Origin of the sequence: Pseudoalteromonas sp. A41-2, assembly GCF_015767615.1 — a bacterium.
In the GTDB taxonomy this organism is placed as follows: domain Bacteria; phylum Pseudomonadota; class Gammaproteobacteria; order Enterobacterales; family Alteromonadaceae; genus Pseudoalteromonas; species Pseudoalteromonas lipolytica.
The window spans coordinates 2181329-2199643 of sequence record NZ_CP065231.1 but is presented as its reverse complement, the minus strand read 5'-3'; the positions used below and the strand labels follow the sequence as shown (position 1 = coordinate 2199643).

At 42.9% G+C, this 18315-nt stretch carries 17 protein-coding genes; 16 read left to right on the top strand and 1 reads right to left on the bottom strand.

Annotated features, from left to right (window positions below; all coding sequences use genetic code 11):
- Positions 1 to 5: 5 nt before the first annotated feature.
- The 13 genes from prfA (at position 6) to IT970_RS09950 (ending at position 14213) form a co-directional block, all read left to right on the top strand.
- Complete coding sequence (gene prfA / locus IT970_RS10010; protein ID WP_182395087.1) at positions 6 to 1091, top strand: peptide chain release factor 1; 1086 nt, start codon at positions 6 to 8, stop codon at positions 1089 to 1091.
- A 2-nt stretch (positions 1092 to 1093) separates the two neighbouring features.
- The gene (gene prmC, locus IT970_RS10005; RefSeq protein WP_196857291.1) at positions 1094 to 1936 is read left to right on the top strand and encodes a peptide chain release factor N(5)-glutamine methyltransferase; all 843 of its coding nucleotides are present in this window, start codon (positions 1094 to 1096) and stop codon (positions 1934 to 1936) included.
- Between the two features lie 45 nt (positions 1937 to 1981).
- A complete protein-coding gene (locus IT970_RS10000; RefSeq protein WP_180310936.1) occupies positions 1982 to 3520 on the top strand; it encodes a DUF3369 domain-containing protein in 1539 nt (512 codons plus the stop codon).
- A gap of 21 nt (positions 3521 to 3541) precedes the next feature.
- Positions 3542 to 3916, top strand: coding sequence for a SirB2 family protein (locus IT970_RS09995; protein WP_074989267.1), 375 nt, complete (start codon positions 3542 to 3544; stop codon positions 3914 to 3916).
- Between the two features lie 128 nt (positions 3917 to 4044).
- Positions 4045 to 4872 carry a tetratricopeptide repeat protein gene (locus tag IT970_RS09990; protein WP_196857290.1) on the top strand — a complete coding sequence of 276 codons (828 nt, stop codon included), beginning with the start codon at positions 4045 to 4047 and terminating at the stop codon, positions 4870 to 4872.
- 15 nt (positions 4873 to 4887) lie between these two features.
- Positions 4888 to 6141, top strand: coding sequence for a DUF819 family protein (locus IT970_RS09985; protein ID WP_036967429.1), 1254 nt, complete (start codon positions 4888 to 4890; stop codon positions 6139 to 6141).
- Positions 6142 to 6151: 10 nt separating this feature from the next.
- Positions 6152 to 7006 carry a 3-deoxy-8-phosphooctulonate synthase gene (gene kdsA, locus IT970_RS09980; protein ID WP_036967432.1) on the top strand — a complete coding sequence of 285 codons (855 nt, stop codon included), beginning with the start codon at positions 6152 to 6154 and terminating at the stop codon, positions 7004 to 7006.
- A 113-nt stretch (positions 7007 to 7119) separates the two neighbouring features.
- Positions 7120 to 8016 (top strand): transcriptional regulator GcvA, encoded by an 897-nt coding sequence (locus tag IT970_RS09975; RefSeq protein WP_036967434.1) that lies wholly within the window; start codon positions 7120 to 7122, stop codon positions 8014 to 8016.
- Between the two features lies 1 nt (position 8017).
- Entirely contained in the window at positions 8018 to 8662 is a 645-nt protein-coding gene (locus tag IT970_RS09970) for an alpha/beta family hydrolase (RefSeq protein ID WP_196857289.1), read from the top strand.
- Positions 8659 to 9027 carry a DUF423 domain-containing protein gene (locus tag IT970_RS09965; protein WP_065979333.1) on the top strand — a complete coding sequence of 123 codons (369 nt, stop codon included), beginning with the start codon at positions 8659 to 8661 and terminating at the stop codon, positions 9025 to 9027. Before IT970_RS09970 ends, IT970_RS09965 begins: the two co-directional genes overlap by 4 nt.
- Positions 9028 to 9036: 9 nt before the next feature.
- A complete protein-coding gene (rlmM, locus tag IT970_RS09960; protein WP_196857288.1) occupies positions 9037 to 10122 on the top strand; it encodes a 23S rRNA (cytidine(2498)-2'-O)-methyltransferase RlmM in 1086 nt (361 codons plus the stop codon).
- 15 nt (positions 10123 to 10137) lie between these two features.
- Positions 10138 to 13716 carry a PKD domain-containing protein gene (locus IT970_RS09955; RefSeq protein ID WP_196857287.1) on the top strand — a complete coding sequence of 1193 codons (3579 nt, stop codon included), beginning with the start codon at positions 10138 to 10140 and terminating at the stop codon, positions 13714 to 13716.
- Complete coding sequence (locus tag IT970_RS09950; RefSeq protein ID WP_036967447.1) at positions 13713 to 14213, top strand: hypothetical protein; 501 nt, start codon at positions 13713 to 13715, stop codon at positions 14211 to 14213. Before IT970_RS09955 ends, IT970_RS09950 begins: the two co-directional genes overlap by 4 nt.
- 30 nt (positions 14214 to 14243) lie before the next feature.
- Here IT970_RS09950 and cysZ read toward each other — a convergent pair whose 3' ends face one another.
- On the bottom strand, positions 14244 to 14954 hold the full coding sequence (gene cysZ, locus IT970_RS09945; protein ID WP_174403856.1) for a sulfate transporter CysZ: 711 nt from the start codon (positions 14952 to 14954) through the stop codon (positions 14244 to 14246).
- Between the two features lie 254 nt (positions 14955 to 15208).
- On the opposite strand from cysZ, the gene IT970_RS09940 reads away from it, so the two are divergent.
- The 3 genes from IT970_RS09940 (at position 15209) to speA (ending at position 18312) form a co-directional block, all read left to right on the top strand.
- On the top strand, positions 15209 to 15670 hold the full coding sequence (locus IT970_RS09940) for a GNAT family N-acetyltransferase (protein ID WP_036967450.1): 462 nt from the start codon (positions 15209 to 15211) through the stop codon (positions 15668 to 15670).
- A gap of 71 nt (positions 15671 to 15741) precedes the next feature.
- Positions 15742 to 16203 (top strand): hypothetical protein, encoded by a 462-nt coding sequence (locus IT970_RS09935; protein ID WP_075593693.1) that lies wholly within the window; start codon positions 15742 to 15744, stop codon positions 16201 to 16203.
- A gap of 195 nt (positions 16204 to 16398) precedes the next feature.
- Positions 16399 to 18312, top strand: coding sequence for a biosynthetic arginine decarboxylase (gene speA / locus IT970_RS09930; RefSeq protein ID WP_065979330.1), 1914 nt, complete (start codon positions 16399 to 16401; stop codon positions 18310 to 18312).
- Positions 18313 to 18315: the final 3 nt, after the last annotated feature.

Below are 18315 nucleotides of genomic sequence, written 5' to 3'. Positions count from 1 at the left end.
GTTAAATGAAAGAGTCTGTTTATAGAAAGTTAGAAACCTTAGTCGAGCGTTATGAGGAAGTGCAAGCGCTGCTAAGCGACCCCTCTGTGATCAGCGATCAAAATCGCTTTCGTGCCTTATCTAAAGAATATTCAGAATTAGAAGAAATTGTTAAAGCGTTTTTAGCGTACCAGCAAGCACAAGATGATGTCGCTGCAGCAGAAGAAATGCTAAAAGACTCTGATCCTGAGATGCGCGAAATGGCGCAAGAAGAATATAAAGAAGCAAAAGCACAAATTATTGCATTAGAAGATGAAATTCAGATCTTAATGCTACCAAAAGATCCGAAAGACAATAACAACGTCTTTTTAGAAGTGCGCGCAGGCACGGGGGGCGATGAAGCCGCTATTTTTGCGGGCGATTTATTCCGCATGTACAGCCGCTACGCAGAAACTAAAAAGTGGAAAGTCGAAATAGTGAGCACCAACGAAGGTGAGCACGGTGGCTATAAAGAAGTCATCGCACATATTTCGGGTGAAGGCGTGTACGGCCAGCTTAAGTTTGAATCAGGGGCGCACCGTGTTCAACGTGTACCAGAAACTGAGTCGCAAGGCCGTGTTCATACCTCGGCGTGTACCGTTGCGGTTATGGCAGAAGTGCCTGAGGCAGACGCTATCGAAATTAACCCTGCAGATATTAAAGTCGATACATTCCGTGCGTCGGGTGCCGGTGGTCAGCACGTAAATAAAACTGACTCAGCAATTCGTATTACCCACCTTCCAACGGGTGTGGTCGTTGAATGTCAGGATGAGCGTTCACAACATAAAAACCGTGCGAAAGCGATGTCGGTACTTGGTGCACGTTTACAACAAGCTGAAGATGAAAAACGCCAAGCGGCTGAAGCATCAGAGCGTCGTAATCTAGTGGGCAGTGGTGACCGTTCAGAGCGTATTCGTACTTATAATTACCCGCAAGGTCGTATTACTGATCACCGTATTAATTTAACACTGTATCGTTTAAATGAAGTTGTTGCAGGTGATTTAGGCTGTGTTATCGAGCCCCTAATGCAAGAACACCAAGCTGATTTACTTGCTGCGATGGGCGATGAATAATCGTGCCACAAAGCATAGAACAAGCACTGATTGCTGCGACGGCGTTATTAACGCCTAGCAGCGACAGCGCGAAACTAGACGCGCAAGCCCTTCTACTTTCTATTCTCGACAAACCCCGTAGTTACTTATTTAGTTGGCCTGAAAAACACCTAACGGAACAGCAAGAAGCTGAGTTTAATCGTGCATGCCAGCGTCGCTTGCAAGGTGAACCTGTCGCGCATATCACCGGCATTAGAGAATTCTGGAGTTTGCCACTAAAGGTGAATGCTACTACTTTGATACCTCGTCCTGATACGGAAACGCTGGTTGAGTATGCGCTGGGGCTTGAATTACCCCATGCTGCAAACGTGCTCGATTTAGGAACCGGGACGGGGGCAATTGCACTTGCACTCGCCAGTGAAATGCCTAATTGGCAAGTATTAGGGGTTGATAGAGTACCCGAAGCCGTTGCGCTTGCTAACGAGAATCAACAACGACTTAATATTAACAACGCCACTTTTGCTTTAAGTAATTGGTTTAGCGCTGTAAACCATAAAAAGTTTGATCTGATTGTTAGTAACCCACCGTACATTGAATACGATGATGAACATTTGAGCCAAGGTGACGTGCGTTTTGAGCCCTTGTCAGCCTTGGTGGCTGATGATGATGGCATGGCTGATATTAAGCAAATAATTACAATGGCACGTGACTATTTAGCAACAAATGGCTATCTTTTAATTGAACATGGCTACCAACAAAGTGTTAAAGTTCAAGAATTTTTTGCACAAATGTCGTATAGCCATATACTTACAGTTAAAGATCTTGGCGGTAATGACCGTGTAACGTTAGCACAATGGCCTAAATAAAATAACAGAACAATGTGCGCATATAGCCTTTGAGGGTCCCAAACAATGGATGATTTTTTGTTTTCGGATGAAGCACTTGATGATGTATCAGAAGTGGTTCAGGGTAGTTGGAAAGTCATCGTCGTTGATGACGAACCAGAAGTACATGCCGTAACAAAGCTTGCGCTCAGTGACTTTGAATTCCAAGACAAACGTCTTGAATTTATTAGTGCTTACTCAGGTGAAGAGGCAAAGCAATTAATAGAGCAGCACCCAGATGCAGCCATCGTGTTACTCGATGTAGTAATGGAAACCGATGATGCTGGCCTGCGGGTTGCAAAATATATTCGTGAAACTGCAAAGAACAATCATATTCGTATTATTCTTCGTACGGGCCAACCCGGTCAGGCACCGGAAAGACAAGTAATCGTTAATTATGATATTAACGATTACAAATCTAAGACAGAGCTGACAGCACAAAAGCTCTTTACAGTGGTGATGTCGAGTTTGCGTTCGTATCGCGATATCTTATCTATAGAGCAATCACGCCAAGGCCTTGAAAAAATTATAAAAGCATCGCGTGATATTTTTTCTACTCATTCATTAGAGCACTTTATTGAAGGGGTGATGCAACAACTCACCTCATTGCTCGGTACAGTAGAGCAAGCCGTGTATGCTACGAGTCTGGTGGCAAGTAACCCGCTCGATAACCAGAAAAAGCTCGTTGTATTCTCAGGCAAAGGTGAGTTTGAACGCAGCGAAGGCAAAGCGATTGAAGAGGTGCTCAATGAAGAGCAGCTACAAGCTTGTCAGGAAGCGCTAAGAGAAAAAACCATCGTTTACCGTGAAAACTACCTATTTGCGTATTGCAGCAGTGAATACAATCATAATTCTATGCTGTTTATTTCGGGTATTCCAAAGCACTTATCCGATACACAGCGCCACCTCATCGAGATATTTTCACAAAACGTGCAACTTGCTTATGAAAACGTTCAGCTTCAGGCTGAAATAGAAGCAACTCAACAAGAACTGGTGTTTAGATTAAGTGAAGCGCTTGAACAACGCTCTACCGAAACAGGAAACCATGTAAAACGTGTGTCGCACATTTGCTACGAATTGGCTGTGGGCTATGGATTACCAAAGCGCGAAGCTGAATTAATTCGACATGCAGCTCCTCTTCATGATGTTGGAAAGGTTGGGATACCCGACGCTATTCTCAATAAACCAGGGCCACTCAGCGATGAAGAGTGGGCAATCATGAAACAGCATGCAGAAAAGGGGCACCGAATATTAAAAGACTCGTCACGTGATATTGTTAACACAGGGGCTGTTATTGCGTTATCTCACCATGAGCGTTGGGATGGCACAGGCTATCCTGCAGGCTTAAAAGGGGACGATATCCCGATTGCTGGGCGCATTGTTGCACTGGCCGACGTGTTTGATGCACTACGACACAAGCGTTGTTACAAAGAGCCTTGGTCTCTTGAAGATGTTGTAAAAGAGATAAACGCTCAGCAAGGAAAACAGTTTGATCCAAAGTTAATAGATGTGTTTAATCAACGCATTAAAGAAATAGAAGACGTACTTGTACGCTACCCAGATTAATGACAATTAGAATTGAGGCATATGGATTATTTAGCAGTTAAACACACTCACATGTTACTCGCTGTGTTGAGTATCATTTTATTTTACGTTCGCTCTTTTTCGCGATTAAAAACAGCCACATTAGCAAAGAATAAAATCGTTTTTATTGGCAGTCATAGTATCGACACGTTGTTGTTGGTTTCTGCTGTTGCATTGATTGTAATGGCTGGGTTTAACCCGCTAGAGCAGTCGTGGTTGCTTGAAAAAATTATTTTAGTGATTGCCTATATCGCTTTAGGAATTGTTGCAGCCAGACAAAGCTCACAATCGGCACGTGTCATTTTACTTGTTGTGACAACCTTCATTTTACTTGCGATTGGTTATCTCGCCTCTGCAAAGAACGCTTTTATCCTGTAAACATTGAAACGCGGTATATCGACTGTTAACTGTTATACCGCTGCTCGCTTTCTCTTTTCAAGATTGGCAACTGACGCTAAAAGTAGGTAAACTAGCCTCTCGTTTTCGAAAGAGATGTTGCAGTATAAATGACCACCCCTTGGTTTGAAGATCACAATGAATCCTATCAAGATGAGGCCTTTGACGCATTTTCTTCAAACGTGCTTTATCGTTGTATCGATGCTGAATTAACGTGGGACACACAGGTAGATTTAACTGCTTGTTATGACACATTAAATGAGTTTGAAGATACCGTATCAGCACTTTGTACTGAATTTAAAGAGTCACACGAGCGTCTAGATAAACTTCTTGATACCTTTTATCAGCAATGGTTGTTCAGTGCCTCAAGCCTAAAAGTGCCTGAGTACACGTTAAACAGCTTTAGCTACACCATTACGATGCGTAGTGGTACACAAACCACACTGGCGATATTACTTTGTCACTTATTACAGCACGCTGAATTTGATGCCACAGTGACTTTAAGTCAAGGTGAAGTTCATATTCATGTCGCAATAAGCGAAGAAGAGGGCTATTTAATTGAGCCAAGTACGGGTCAGCAAAGTTGGTATATTACCCCCGAAAATGCCTGTGAAGAGAATGGTGATGAACAAGAACCACTTGAGCTAATTTTTGAAGAAGAGCTTTATAAGCTGTATTTAGCACAGCAAAAGTGGTCGTTTATCAGCGAGAGCAAGTTTGGTCATGCCCTTCATTGCGTTGACATGTTAATGGAACTACTCGGTGATGACCCCTATGAACGCCGTGACCGAGGGTACCTGCTTAATCAATTAGATTGCCCTAAAATGGCCCGTGACGATTTGCAGTATTTTATTAATGAATGCCCAGACGATCCGGCCATAGAGATCATTCAGCATCAAATTGCTGAAATCGAAGATAACAATAATACACACCACTAAATTAAAGGAACATTTATGACTGACGCCCACAGTGCGCTTATTACCAATGACGCAGTCGTACTTGGTTTGCTTGCCGTTATTTTGGGGTTTATCTTTAAAACCTCACACAGTAATAATGCGGCATGCCGAAAATTTTATAAATATGTACCCGCACTCCTGCTGTGCTACTTTTTACCCTCGTTATTAAATACTTTTGGGATTGTTGATGGTCACTCGTCGAATGTTTATTTTGTAGCATCTCGCTACTTATTACCGGCTTGTTTAATTCTGTTAACCATTAGCATTGATTTAAAAGCCATTTTAAACCTTGGTCCGAAAGCGTTAATCATGTTCTTAACCGGTACCATGGGGATTGTGATTGGGGGTCCGTTAGCGATTTTAGTGATGAGCGCGGTCTATCCTGAAGCCGTTGGTGGTCATGGCCCCGATGCGGTTTGGCGCGGTATGACAACTATCGCAGGTAGCTGGATAGGCGGGGGCGCTAATCAGGCCTCAATGAAAGAAATGTTTGAAGTTGGTGGGGATATTTTCTCGGCAATGGTAACGGTTGATGTCATTGTGGCTAACTTATGGATGGCTGTACTGTTACTGATGGCTGCTAATCACAAAGCAATTGATGCCAAAACGGGGGCAGACACCCGTGCAATTGAAGAGCTTAAAGAGCGTGTTGAAGCCTATCATGCTGAACATGCACGTATGCCAACACTTAATGATTACATGACCATTATTGCGATTGCCTTTGGTATAACGGGCTTGGCGCATTTTTGTGCGGACTTTTTAGGGCCGTATTTTGGCGCTAACTTCCCATGGGCACAAGAATATAGTTTAAACAGTAAGTTCTTTTGGCTAATTGTAATTTCGACGACAATCGGGATTAGTTTATCGTTTACTAAAGTACGTCATATCGAAGCATTTGGTGCATCAAAAGTGGCTTCAAGCTTCTTATATATTTTGGTGGCATCAATTGGTCTTCACATGAATATTACGGCTATTTTTGATTCGCCAATGTACTTTGTTTTGGGTGTGATCTGGATGTTGACACACGCAAGCTTAATGCTGATTGTAGCGAAATTAATTAAAGCGCCTTTATTTTATATGGCTGTTGGGTCTCAAGCGAATGTAGGCGGGGCAGCATCAGCGCCCGTAGTTGCCTCAGCGTTTCATCCATCACTTGCCCCTGTTGGTGTTTTACTGGCAGTTTTAGGCTATGGTGTCGGAACCTATATGGCATATATTTGTGGATTAATGCTGCAAGCTGTTGCACCTTAAGGAATAAAAAATGAACAACCAGTTAATTAAAATCAACGAGATTGAATTAGCGAACGACAAACCCTTTGTGTTGTTTGGTGGTATGAACGTGCTTGAGTCTCGCGACCTAGCAATGCGCATTGCTGAGCACTACGTCGAAGTAACCTCGAAGCTAAATATCCCGTATGTTTTTAAAGCGTCATTTGATAAAGCAAATCGCTCATCAATTAACTCTTATCGTGGCCCGGGGATGGAAGAAGGGTTAAGAATCTTCGAAGAAATTAAAACAACGTTTAACGTGCCACTCATCACCGACGTGCATGAGCCACATCAAGCTGCGCCAGTGGCAGAGGTAGTTGATGTTATTCAATTACCTGCTTTCTTAGCACGCCAAACTGATTTAGTTGTCGCGATGGCGAAAACAGGCGCAATTATTAACGTGAAAAAACCACAGTTTTTAGCACCGCACGAAATGCGTCATATCATTAAGAAATTTAATGAAGCAGGCAACAATAATGTGGCGCTGTGTGAACGTGGTACAAGTTTTGGTTACAATAACCTTGTTGTTGATATGCTTGGTATGGATGACATGAAGCCAATGGCTCCGGTTATTTTTGATGCAACGCATGCGTTACAACGCCCGGGTGGCCGTGCTGATTCGGCTGATGGTCGTCGTGCGCAAGCGGCAGAGCTTGCTCGCAGTGGTATGGCATTAGGTATTGCGGGTCTGTTTATTGAGGCGCATCCTAACCCTAACGAAGCAAAATGTGATGGCCCTTGCGCCCTTGCATTAAGTAAGCTTGAAGGGTATTTAACACAAATGAAAGCGGTTGATGATTTAATTAAAAGCTTTGCACCGTTAGACACCAGCGCAAGCGATTTATAGAATACTCAGTATTAATGAGTATTTAATGACGAAAAAGGCGACCAAGGTCGCCTTTTTTTATTTGTATCGCTATAATCGACGCATAAGAAAAACTAATTCTAAGCTTGGTGTTTATGTCTCGTCGTGTCCCTCCCTTAAATGCACTAAAAGCGTTCGAAGCTGCAGCGCGTCACTTGAGTTTTACCAAAGCAGCTGAAGAGCTGTATGTGACACAAGCCGCGGTCAGCCACCAAATTAAAACGCTGGAAGAGCATTTAGGCCTTAAATTATTTCTTCGTAAAAATCGTTCGCTATTATTAACGGAAGAAGGGCAAGGGTACTTTCTCGATATTAAAGAGATATTTACTCAGCTGATTGATGCCACTGAAAAGTTACTAGCACGCGGGGCAAAAGGGTCTTTAACGGTTAGTTTAACGCCCAGTTTTGCTATTCAATGGTTGGTGCCAAGGCTTAGTTTATTTAATGAGTTACACCCTGAAATCGATGTGCGAATAAAAGCACAAGACCAAGACGAAAATTCATTGTCTGATGATGTAGACATTGCCATTTACTATGGTCGTGGTCATTGGAGTGGCGTACAAACTTACAAGTTACACACAGAATACCTTGTGCCGTTATGCAGTCCCATGCTGCTAACAGGGCCTAAGCCTTTAAATCAGCCGAGTGATTTGGCTAACCATACTCTGTTGCATGACACAACGCGTAAAAATTGGAAAACGTGGATGAAAACAGCCGGAGTGCGTAATGTCCAAGTAAACCAAGGTCCTATTTTTAGTCACTCATCAATGGTGCTCCAAGCGGCAGTGCATGGTCAAGGCGTGGCAATTGGGAATAGTGTCTTAGCAAAACCCGATATTGATGCCGGGCGTTTAGTGATTCCGTTTAATCACTCATTAGAAAGTAAAAATGCCTATTATTTAGTGATACGCGAATCGCAAACAGAACTGGGAAAAATAGTTTCTTTCAAAGACTGGATGCTGAGCTTAGTTGAACAAGAACAAGAGTATTAACATGTTACAGTGGTTTAAAAGTGCAACGGGTGATGCTCGTGCACAGTTTATATTTGCTCATGGCGCAGGGGCGGGAAGTGACTCAGCGTTCATGCAAAATATGGCAACGTTAATTAGCCAGCATCAGATTGATGTGGCGTTATTTGACTTTCAGTATATGCAAATCGCAAAACAGACCAATAAACGCAGGCCCCCAGATCGTGCCCCTAAGCTGCTGGCTTATTTTGCTGAAGTGTTAGCGCATCGTCAGCCAGATTTACCTGTATTTATTGGCGGAAAGTCGATGGGCGGTAGAATGGCTTCTATGCTTTGCACACAAGAGGACGCTATAGAGATTGCTGGTGTTGTTGCGTTTGGCTACCCGTTTCACCCTCCCGGAAAACCCGACAAGCTTCGTATCGATCACTTCATCGATATGCCATGCCCCTTTTTAGTACTTCAAGGTGAACGCGATACTTTTGGTAATCAGCAAGAATTAGCCGAGCTTGAAATGAATAATCCGCCAGAAATTAGCTGGCTAAAAGACGGTGATCATTCATTAAAACCGCGTAAGAAAAGTGGTTTAACTGAAGACGATAACTTACAACACGCTGCGAACCTTGCGGCCCAATTTATACTTAAGTTGATTGATGGAGATTCACAATGATCAAATTTTATTTAATCGCGGGGAGTCTGTTTTGCATGCTGTCGGTTGTGCTAGGCGCGTTTGCTGCGCATGGTTTAAAAAGCCGCGTATCCGACTATGCATTAGGTATTTTTAAAACAGCTGCAGAATATCAAATGGTGCACGGTTTGGGCTTAATCGCCATCGCGATTTTAATTAAGTGGGGAATGAACTTAAGTTGGGCTGGTGGCTTTTTTATCGCCGGTATTTTGTTATTTAGTGGCAGCCTATATTTACTCGCATTAACAGGTGCGAAATGGCTTGGTCCAATCACACCCCTAGGCGGTGTGTGCTTTATTATTGGTTGGACTATTTTATTAGTTCAAGCCGCACGGTATAAATTTTAAGGGTTATCTATGTCGAGTGTTGTTATTTATTGTCGCAGTGGTTTTGAAAGCGACGCTGCCGCTGAAATCACTTTTCAGGCTGCGGAACAAGGGTTTGCGGGCTATGTAAAAACGAAGCCGAACACTGGAATTGTCGTCTATGAATGTTTTGATCCGAGCCATGGCGATGAAATCATAAAAAAAATAGATTTCAAAAACATGGTCTTTGCCCGCCAATGGTTTACCGGTACTTTAGTCGATAACATGCCGCTTGAAGACAGGGTCAGTGCGATTGTGAATGCAACCGTTGATTTTCCATCCTGTGGGGACTTACGAGTTGAAACCCCAGATACCAATGAAGGTAAAGAGTTGTCTAAATTTTGTAAAAAGATTTCGACACCGCTAAAAAAAGCCCTCGAAAAACGCGCGACGGTTACGCGTGAACTTGCTGATAAAAAGCCTGTGCTGCATGTACTCTTTTTAAGTAATGACACTGCGTATGTAGGGTATTCGTATACTTTTAATAACTCGCCATTTTTTATGGGTATCCCACGCCTGCGTATGCCAAATGACGCACCAAGCCGTTCAACTCTTAAACTTGATGAAGCGTTTAATGTGTTTATTCCGCCTCATGAAGCCGAAGACCGTTTGCAGCCAGGAATGCGAGGCGTTGATTTAGGGGCGTGTCCGGGTGGTTGGACATACCAATTGGTTCGTCGTGGTATGTTTGTTAGTGCCATAGATAACGGCCCAATGAACGATGTTCTAATGGAAACTGGACAAGTAAAACATTTCCGTGTTGATGGCTTTAAATACCGTCCTGAAAAGCGAAATATTCATTGGTTAGTATGTGATATGGTGGAAAAGCCAGCAAAAGTTACTAATCTTATGATTGATTGGGCCGTGAATGCATACGCAAAAGAGCTTATTTTTAATCTTAAACTGCCAATGAAAAAACGCTTCGACAGTGTTTATGAATGTTTAAAGATGATTAAGGAAGAGCTTGAAAAATACGGTGTTAGTTATGAGCTTCAGGCAAAACATTTATACCATGACCGTGAAGAGGTTACGGTTCATTTAAATGTCACAAAGGTGCCGCAAAGCCTATACAGTTAAATAGAGGATAGCAAAATGGGGAATAGAATAGTAACGGTTTGGTTGTGTATTTTATTCCCTATTTTCTTAACCGCGTGTGGGGGCGGAGGCGGCAGCGATGAGCCTGCATCTGCCAGCAACCAAGCGCCACAAGTCACGGTGTCGGGCAACAGCCAAGTCAATGAACTTTCTACACTGACGGTTGCGGCATCAGCAAGTGATTCAGATGGCTCTATTAGCCGCTTTACATGGCAGCAAACAAGCGGTCCTACAGTCAGTATAACCAGCAGTAATGAGCAACTCGCTGTTGCTATTCCCGCCGTAAACGAAAATACCCCCATCAGTTTTTCAGTCACCGTGACTGATAATCAAGGTGCGACAGCCAGCGCCTCGTATACAGCGACCATTGTTAATGTTAACCAAGCACCGAGTATCGTTGTACAGGGCCCACAAACCTCTCCCTCTAGCAATATAATAACACTCAGTGCAAATGCCACCGATGTTGACGGAGAAGTCCTGAGTTATAACTGGCGTCAAACAGCTGGGCCAAGTGTGGTATTTAGTAATGGCAGTAGTGAAATCAGTTTTACGACCCCTTCAGTGAGCAGTAATACAGAATTGGCATTTACTGTGCGCGTGACAGATAACTTTGGTGAGCAAACAAGCACAGATTTTAGTGTTGTGGTCAGTGCCAATATTGCTCCTTCAGTATCAATTTCTGGGCAGCAAACAATCCGAGAAGGGGTGGAGGGCACATTAAGTGCGGTTGCCGTTGATAGCGATGGCAGCATTACAAATTACAGTTGGAGCCAAGTATCAGGCCCTACAACTTCATTTACTGCCAGTGGGAGCGAATTGATGTTTACAGCCCCTGAAGTCGATGCAGATAGCCGTGTGCGTTTTCAAGTCACGGTTACAGATAACGACGGGGCTACACGCTTGGCCGAATATGATGTCGTGATTGAAAATTTTGTAAATTTAGCCCCTGTGATTACGGCTGACCCTATTGCCAATATTACCGAGCTCACTGAGGCGTCAATCAGTGTTATTGTGACCGACACTGATGGCACAGTCAGTGAAATTGCGTGGCAGCAACAAAGTGGACCCACACTAAACTTTGTTCAAAATGGCCAAGCAATTAGTTTTACTGCCCCCGAAGTGTCTGTGAATAGTGAGGTCGTATTGTTAGTCACGGCAACCGATGACATGGGGGCGATATCATCGTTAACGCTGACGTTTACGATTGTACATGTTAACAAAGCGCCCACTATTGACGCTATTGCCTTTACTACGGAGTTTAATCAACCGAGGGATTTCACGGTTAACGTAAGTGACGCTGACGATGATGAGTTATCGGTTACTTTTGCCAGTGACATTGGGGGAGCAACCATCACTACGCTCAATGCGACACGTTTTAATTACCAATATCAGCCAGCAGAAAATAGTATTGCTCAAGCCCCCTTCAAAGTGACCGTATCAGATGGTGTTGACAGTAACGAGGCGACAGTCAGCGTTACAATCACAGACACAACAGCAGCCACTGTCGTGAATGTGAGCCCACAGGATAACAGTCAGGCAGTGAGTGCAAACGCGCGTATCTCATTTTCGTTATCTGACGTGATGAAGACCACAAGCTTATCGTTTAATGAAAATGAAGGGGTGTGTACTGGCTCAGTGCAATTATCAGCAGATAACTTTAACAGTTGTTTAGCGCTTAGCTCACTGGTCTTATCAGGCCCAGAAGCGAATACCAGTGAATACTTTAACGGTGCTGAATTTACGGCTGCTTTGAGTGAGTCAACACAATATCAATTAAGGCTGACCAGTGACTTAGTTAATTTTGCCGATACGCCCGTGTCTGCGCAGATTATTACAACATTTACGACGGGCAGCGAAGATTTAAAAATCACCGAGGTGGTGGCGATTCGATTTACGAACGACACCCCATGGTTTGAACTTTACAATGGCACTAACAGTGATGTGAATTTGGTTGATTACAGCGTCAGGGTTAAGAGTCGTGATAGCGCGGATAATAGCGTTGCGGCTTCTACGATTTTTACTCTACCTAATCAAATTCTTGCTGCCGGTGAGTATGTGATTATTCACAGCCGCTTTGGGGATTCATTATTTTATGATGCTGCTGATCAGAATAAATACATTGCCTTTATTGGAGACATTGGTTCCACCGTTCGCCCTTATTGGTTTTTGAATGGGTTTATTGAATTACTGACGAGCGATCAAGCTCAAACTATTGACTTTGTTCGCTTTGGAAATGATACAACGGAACCGACATCGGTGGGTCAATGGCAAACGGGAGCGGCACCCACAATCTTGAACTTTACGGGCTCAAGTATCAAGCGTGACCAGAGCAGCACAGATACGAATAGTGCCACCGACTGGACATACAGCACCTTTACCACTCCTGGGGGGGTCAATGATATCACGTGTTCGTTAGATGAAGACGAAGACGGTATTCCTGATTGCTCAGAGCAACCAGGCTCAACATTTGCTGGATTACCACTTTATGATTGGGGAGCCAGAGCAAATCAAAAAGATATCTTTATTGAAGTAGATTACATGGACAGCAGTGATGCAGGCATTACACCTCACAGGACGGCGCTTGAAAAAGTGGCATCGTCATTCGCTGCAGAAAACATCGTGGTGCATTTTGATGTGGGTGATTTGTTTCACCAAGCTGAGGGGGTATCACCTGCTGATCATGATTTAGGTGGCGGTGACCGTGTTATCTTTAGGCAATATACACCGTACAGCTTTAACCAAGGCGTTGAGAGTTTATTTCATTATAAAATGGCTAATTTCGATATGCGTCGTAAACCGATTTTTCATTACATGTTAATGGCGAATAGCCGCAATGTTGATGGCAGTGCAGGGTCATCTGGCGTTGCCGAAATTAACGGTAACGATTTAATGATAAGCCTTGGTAACTGGGGCTTGTCGTTGGACAATCAAATCTCAACCAATTTAGCCTATAACTACCAGGCTGCGACAATCATGCATGAACTGGGTCATAATTTAGGGCTTGATCATGGCGGTAATAATGCCGTGAACTATAAGCCGAACCATCTAAGTATTATGAATTATCTTTATCAATTACGCGGTTTAGCGACAATAGGAAATAATGAAGGTGACCGTTATTATTCAAGTCGTTATAGAAACAACCCAAATTGTGGTGTGCAAACAGCCGACCTTATCAATGGCCCACAAGGGTCGCCTGATAACTTTGTGATGTCGTTTTCTCATGGTTTGGGAAATGCACTCGACGAAGCAAATATTAATGAAGCAAATGGCTTGGGCTACCCAGGTTCCACTGCGATAGACTATAACTGTAATTTAGATCTTACTGAAACCTTAAGCCAAGACACCAATGGTGATAGTAACATTGCAACGTTGAGTGATGTCGATGAGTGGAGTCTTATTGAGCTGCGCTTTTATACCTTTTTCTCGGGTAACCGTTTAGGAATTAATACTGTTCAAAATGATCAATCAGAAGTGTCTCAAGTGCCTGTTCAACACATCATTGAAGAGCAAGCTCCTTCACGTTATTTATTAGAAGAGATCAAAGCAGTAAGAACATCACAAGGTGAAAACCCATGAAGTCCTTCGTTTATATAAGTGTGATGTTCGCGCTCTGTGGCTGCAAGCCTGCTGCAGATTCTGCATGGCAAATGTCATCAAGACTTAGCTTTGATGGTTACCCGATTAATTGGCAAGCAGAATCAATAAAAGGGTGTGAACAATGTGAGTTTAAAAAAGAGCGTCTGTTGGAGCCCGATGGTGTCAGTGATGTTATTACTGTTTTTCAGCAAGGGCAGTGGCGTGCAGAACACCGACAATCTCATCAAGCTCGTATTGTCTTTGAAAATGGCGCGCATTTTTTACTTGTTAAAACACGGGAAGATGGCTTATTAGAATTAGAAAACAAGCACGCTGAACTTAAAATAATTACCAAGCTTGCACAACCGTTCACAGTCAATATCGGCGAAAATACGTATGATGCGGTTATTAGTAAATTTGAAGAACCGCGTTCTGATTTAGGTCTTTCAGACCCTTTACCGGTGAAACTCGATTACACGGTACTAAAAAGCCAATAGAGTCACTATTGGCTTAATGGCTTTTAAGATTTAACGGCGGTATTTACTGCGGTAATTATCAACCCATAAACGGGTGCCTCCGCAGACTGCAACAGGCATCACAATTAAATTAACAAAGGGGATTGCTGTAAGCACCATAACGGCAAGGCCAAAACCATAAGAGAGAGTTTGTTTTTCTTTTAAATCATCTTTCATATCATTAAAGCTGACTTTGTGATTGTCAAATGCGTAATCCTCATATTGAACGGCATACATCCAACACGTAAACAACACCCATAAGAGCTGACCAATAACAGGTAGAATCCATAGCAAGATAAAAAAGCCAATTGCTCTTGGTAAGTAATAGCAGAGTTTTGTCCATTCACGCCCAAGCATGCGTGGCACATCTTTCATGGTATCAAGTAGCCCATCATCATTGACTTTTTGACCCGTCAAAAATAGCTCGACTTTTTCACTCAGCAAGCCATTAAAGGGGGCAGCAATAAAATTGGTGATGACGGTGAACAACATACTGTAGCTAAATAAAATCACTAATACGGCAATAGGCCACATTAACCATTCAAGCCAGCTAAGCCACTCTGGTAACAGCGAGTTTAAATAGGCAAAGCCATCGGTAAGCCAGCCGTATAAAAAGAACAGTGAGCTGCCAAAAAGTACGATGTTGATTAATAAAGGAATAAGTACAAAACGTTTTAACCCTTTTTGGCTAATTAATTTAAAGCCAGAAAAGAAGTATTCCATACCTTGAGTAAACTGCACGCGATAACCTCTCATTATTACTTCGTGTTTGCAGTATATGATTTTCACTGTATTTGAACAGCCTTTTTCCGTAACAAAGTGTTTTTTCAGTTACATAGCAAGGAACTACACGGTAGTATGGTAGTCATACGTACCGATAAGAACGAATAATGAAAACAGCACTAGAGGATCAGACGATGATCCGATATTATTGTTAACAGAATTAACAAAAATGACATATTCAAGATGGGAGTTTTATGCAGTTAGTCGATTTAAATCCACATGATCCTGAAGTAGTACACGTGTTTTCTGATATAGACCGACTTATAAACTCTTTATATCCAGTTGCAACCGCACAATCATTAAGCGTCGAAGAATTAGCAGAACCTAACGTGTATGCAATTGGCTTAAAAAACGAGGATGGTATTGTTGCCTGCGGTGCTATTGTGATGCAAGAAGGGAATCCGCCTTATGGCGAAATTCGCCGTTTGTATGTAAAACCAAGCTATCGAGGTAAAGGGTTATCACGTCGTATTATGCAAATTTTACTGCATCATGCGGGAGAGCAACAAATTCCCCTTATTCGCTTGGAAACAGGCCCTAAGCAAACAGAATCAATTAGTTTGTATGAGAACTTGGGGTTTCATCGTTGTGGGCCGTTTGGTAATTACACTGAAAACCCACAAAGTTTATTTATGGAATTAGGGCTTAATCAATAACGAGTTAACCTAATCACATTATTTATGGGGTTATTGTTATAGTTAAATTATGTGCGCGTCTGTTTGGCTTTTTGTCGCTTATTGTACTCAGTGCATGTGGCGATACTAAACAGTCAGACACGGTGCGTGTATCCCCCGAGCAACGTAATAAACACAGCCCTTCTGACCTTGTTGTTGGCAGTAATACCTTTTATTTCAATTCATGCCATTCGGTAACTGGTGTTTTTAATGACAAGGGTGAAATTACCTCGCGAATTATATTGAAAATACCGCCTCGCTTTTTGAGTACTTGCTCCAGTTCAACTGAAAACCCGCGCCAATTAGAGTTTGATGGCACCTACCTGATTGTTAAACTCTGTCGTGTTGCCTTTGGTGCCGGAGGATGTGGGGTTGAAAAATACAGAAGTAAAGACTTTGAACATTGGCAAGAGTATATCGGTATCACGTGGCGTAATGGTGAGCAATATGAAGCGTGGCGACAGTTAGGGTCTTCCTCTGCAAAGGCTGACGAAATTATTCACGTTAAGCGCTGAGAACGCCACGCACTAAACACGTTATTAAATACGCTGATTCTTCAGCCAATGTAATCTACAACTTAATCAGTTTCTCACATCAAAAATCACTCGTTACGAGTAAAAATACTTGTTGGACTTAAGTCACTATTTTTCTTTTAATGCGCGGCAATACCCTTGCCGATTTTGGCACCATTAAATAAAAGAGAAAGATAGATGAAAGAGACAACATCACTAGAACAAGCTCGCACGAGCTACAATGTTCGTCATTGGAGCCAAGGATTCTTTGGTATAAATGATCAAGGTGATGTGTATGTTGCGCCAAAGGCCCATGCCCCAGAGCAAACCATTGCACTTATCGATATAGCACAGCAACTACAAGACAAAGGTTTAAGTTTGCCGGCGCTTGTGCGTTTTCCTCAAATTTTACATCACCGTGTACACAGCCTGTGTCAGGCATTCAATACGGCGATTGAAAACTATGGTTATCCGAGAGATTACCTGCTTGTTTACCCAATTAAAGTGAATCAACAACGCGAAGTGGTTGAGGAAATTGTGGCAAGCCAAGCCGATGTTGAGAAAAAACAATTAGGTTTAGAAGCGGGCAGTAAACCCGAACTACTGACCGTTTTAGCGATGGCAGAAAAAACCAGTGCAGTGATTGTATGTAATGGCTACAAAGATCAAGAGTATATTCGTCTGGCACTTATCGGCGAAAAGCTGGGTCATAAGGTTTACATCGTACTGGAAAAGCTATCTGAATTAGACATGGTGCTCAGCCAAGCAAAAGAGCTAAACGTGAAGCCTCGTATTGGTATTCGTGTTCGTTTAGCGTCACAAGGTAAAGGCAAGTGGCAAGCGAGTGGCGGCGAAAAATCAAAGTTTGGTTTATCGGCATCGCAAGTACTGAGCGTGGTAAATCGCTTAAAAGCGTCTGAACAATTAGATTTAATTCAGCTTGTGCATTTTCACTTAGGGTCGCAAATGGCCAATATTCGTGACGTACGTTTAGGCGTGAGCGAAGCGGCACGCTTTTACTGTGAGTTGCGCAAGTTAGGTGCGCAAATAGAGTGCTTAGATGTGGGTGGTGGCTTAGCAGTTGATTACGATGGCACACGCAGTCAATCACATAACTCGATGAACTACAGTCTTAGCGAATATGCGAATAACATTGTTTACACCATTGGTGATACCTGTAAGCAGTATGAGCAACCAATGCCGCGTATTATTTCTGAATCTGGCCGTGCGCTGACTGCGCATCATGCGGTATTGATTTCGAATGTGATTGGTACTGAAAGCTACGAGCCTGAAGATATTCTTGCGCCTGCGGCCGATGCACCTCTTTTATTAAACAATATGTGGACATCGTGGCAACAGCTAAGTGGTGATAACGACGACCGTGCGTTGATTGAAATCTACCATGATAGTCAAAGTGATTTAGCCGAAGCGCATAATCAGTTTGCACTGGGTTTACTTGATTTAACAGAGCGTGCATGGGCGGAACAAGTTAACCTTCGTGTCTGTTATGAACTTAACAAACACATGGATAATAAAAACCGCTTTCATCGTCCAATTATCGATGAATTGAACGCGCGTTTAGCAGACAAGTTTTTTGTGAACTTTTCATTGTTTCAATCTCTACCCGATGCATGGGGTATTGACCAAGTGTTCCCTGTTTTGCCATTGAGTGGTTTAACAGAAGCACCACAAAAACGTGCTGTACTACTTGATATTACGTGCGATTCAGATGGTGCCATGGAGCACTATGTGGATGGCCAAGGCATTGAAAGTACGCTACCTGTGCCTGCATATAGCGAAGAAAAACCATATTTAATGGGCTTTTTCTTAGTGGGTGCTTATCAAGAAATTTTAGGCGATATGCACAATTTATTTGGTGACACACACAGCGCAATTGTGAAAATGGATGAGCAAGGTCAGGCTGAGATCACTGAAATTAACGAAGGTGATTCGGTGGCTGACATGATGCGTTATGTGCATTTAGATGTAGAGAGCTTCCAGCAGTCTTATGCTCAGCTGGTGGCTACAAAACTGCCAGAAACTGAACAGCAAAGCGTGTTAGACGAGCTGCAAGCTGGCTTAAACGGTTACACTTATTTAGAAGAGTTATAAGCA

What these genes read in the sequence shown, in the direction of transcription:
- IT970_RS09955 (WP_196857287.1), top strand. Translation starts at nt 10,138, where the DNA reads ATGGGGAATAGAATAGTAACGGTTTGGTTGTGTATTTTATTCCCTATT.
- IT970_RS10000 (WP_180310936.1), top strand. Translation starts at nt 1,982, where the DNA reads ATGGATGATTTTTTGTTTTCGGATGAAGCACTTGATGATGTATCAGAA.
- rlmM (WP_196857288.1), top strand. Translation starts at nt 9,037, where the DNA reads ATGTCGAGTGTTGTTATTTATTGTCGCAGTGGTTTTGAAAGCGACGCT.
- IT970_RS09970 (WP_196857289.1), top strand. Translation starts at nt 8,018, where the DNA reads ATGTTACAGTGGTTTAAAAGTGCAACGGGTGATGCTCGTGCACAGTTT.
- IT970_RS09965 (WP_065979333.1), top strand. Translation starts at nt 8,659, where the DNA reads ATGATCAAATTTTATTTAATCGCGGGGAGTCTGTTTTGCATGCTGTCG.
- IT970_RS09985 (WP_036967429.1), top strand. Translation starts at nt 4,888, where the DNA reads ATGACTGACGCCCACAGTGCGCTTATTACCAATGACGCAGTCGTACTT.
- IT970_RS09990 (WP_196857290.1), top strand. Translation starts at nt 4,045, where the DNA reads ATGACCACCCCTTGGTTTGAAGATCACAATGAATCCTATCAAGATGAG.
- cysZ (WP_174403856.1), bottom strand. Translation starts at nt 14,954, where the DNA reads ATGGAATACTTCTTTTCTGGCTTTAAATTAATTAGCCAAAAAGGGTTA.
- IT970_RS09995 (WP_074989267.1), top strand. Translation starts at nt 3,542, where the DNA reads ATGGATTATTTAGCAGTTAAACACACTCACATGTTACTCGCTGTGTTG.
- IT970_RS09940 (WP_036967450.1), top strand. Translation starts at nt 15,209, where the DNA reads ATGCAGTTAGTCGATTTAAATCCACATGATCCTGAAGTAGTACACGTG.
- speA (WP_065979330.1), top strand. Translation starts at nt 16,399, where the DNA reads ATGAAAGAGACAACATCACTAGAACAAGCTCGCACGAGCTACAATGTT.
- prfA (WP_182395087.1), top strand. Translation starts at nt 6, where the DNA reads ATGAAAGAGTCTGTTTATAGAAAGTTAGAAACCTTAGTCGAGCGTTAT.
- kdsA (WP_036967432.1), top strand. Translation starts at nt 6,152, where the DNA reads ATGAACAACCAGTTAATTAAAATCAACGAGATTGAATTAGCGAACGAC.
- IT970_RS09975 (WP_036967434.1), top strand. Translation starts at nt 7,120, where the DNA reads ATGTCTCGTCGTGTCCCTCCCTTAAATGCACTAAAAGCGTTCGAAGCT.
- IT970_RS09950 (WP_036967447.1), top strand. Translation starts at nt 13,713, where the DNA reads ATGAAGTCCTTCGTTTATATAAGTGTGATGTTCGCGCTCTGTGGCTGC.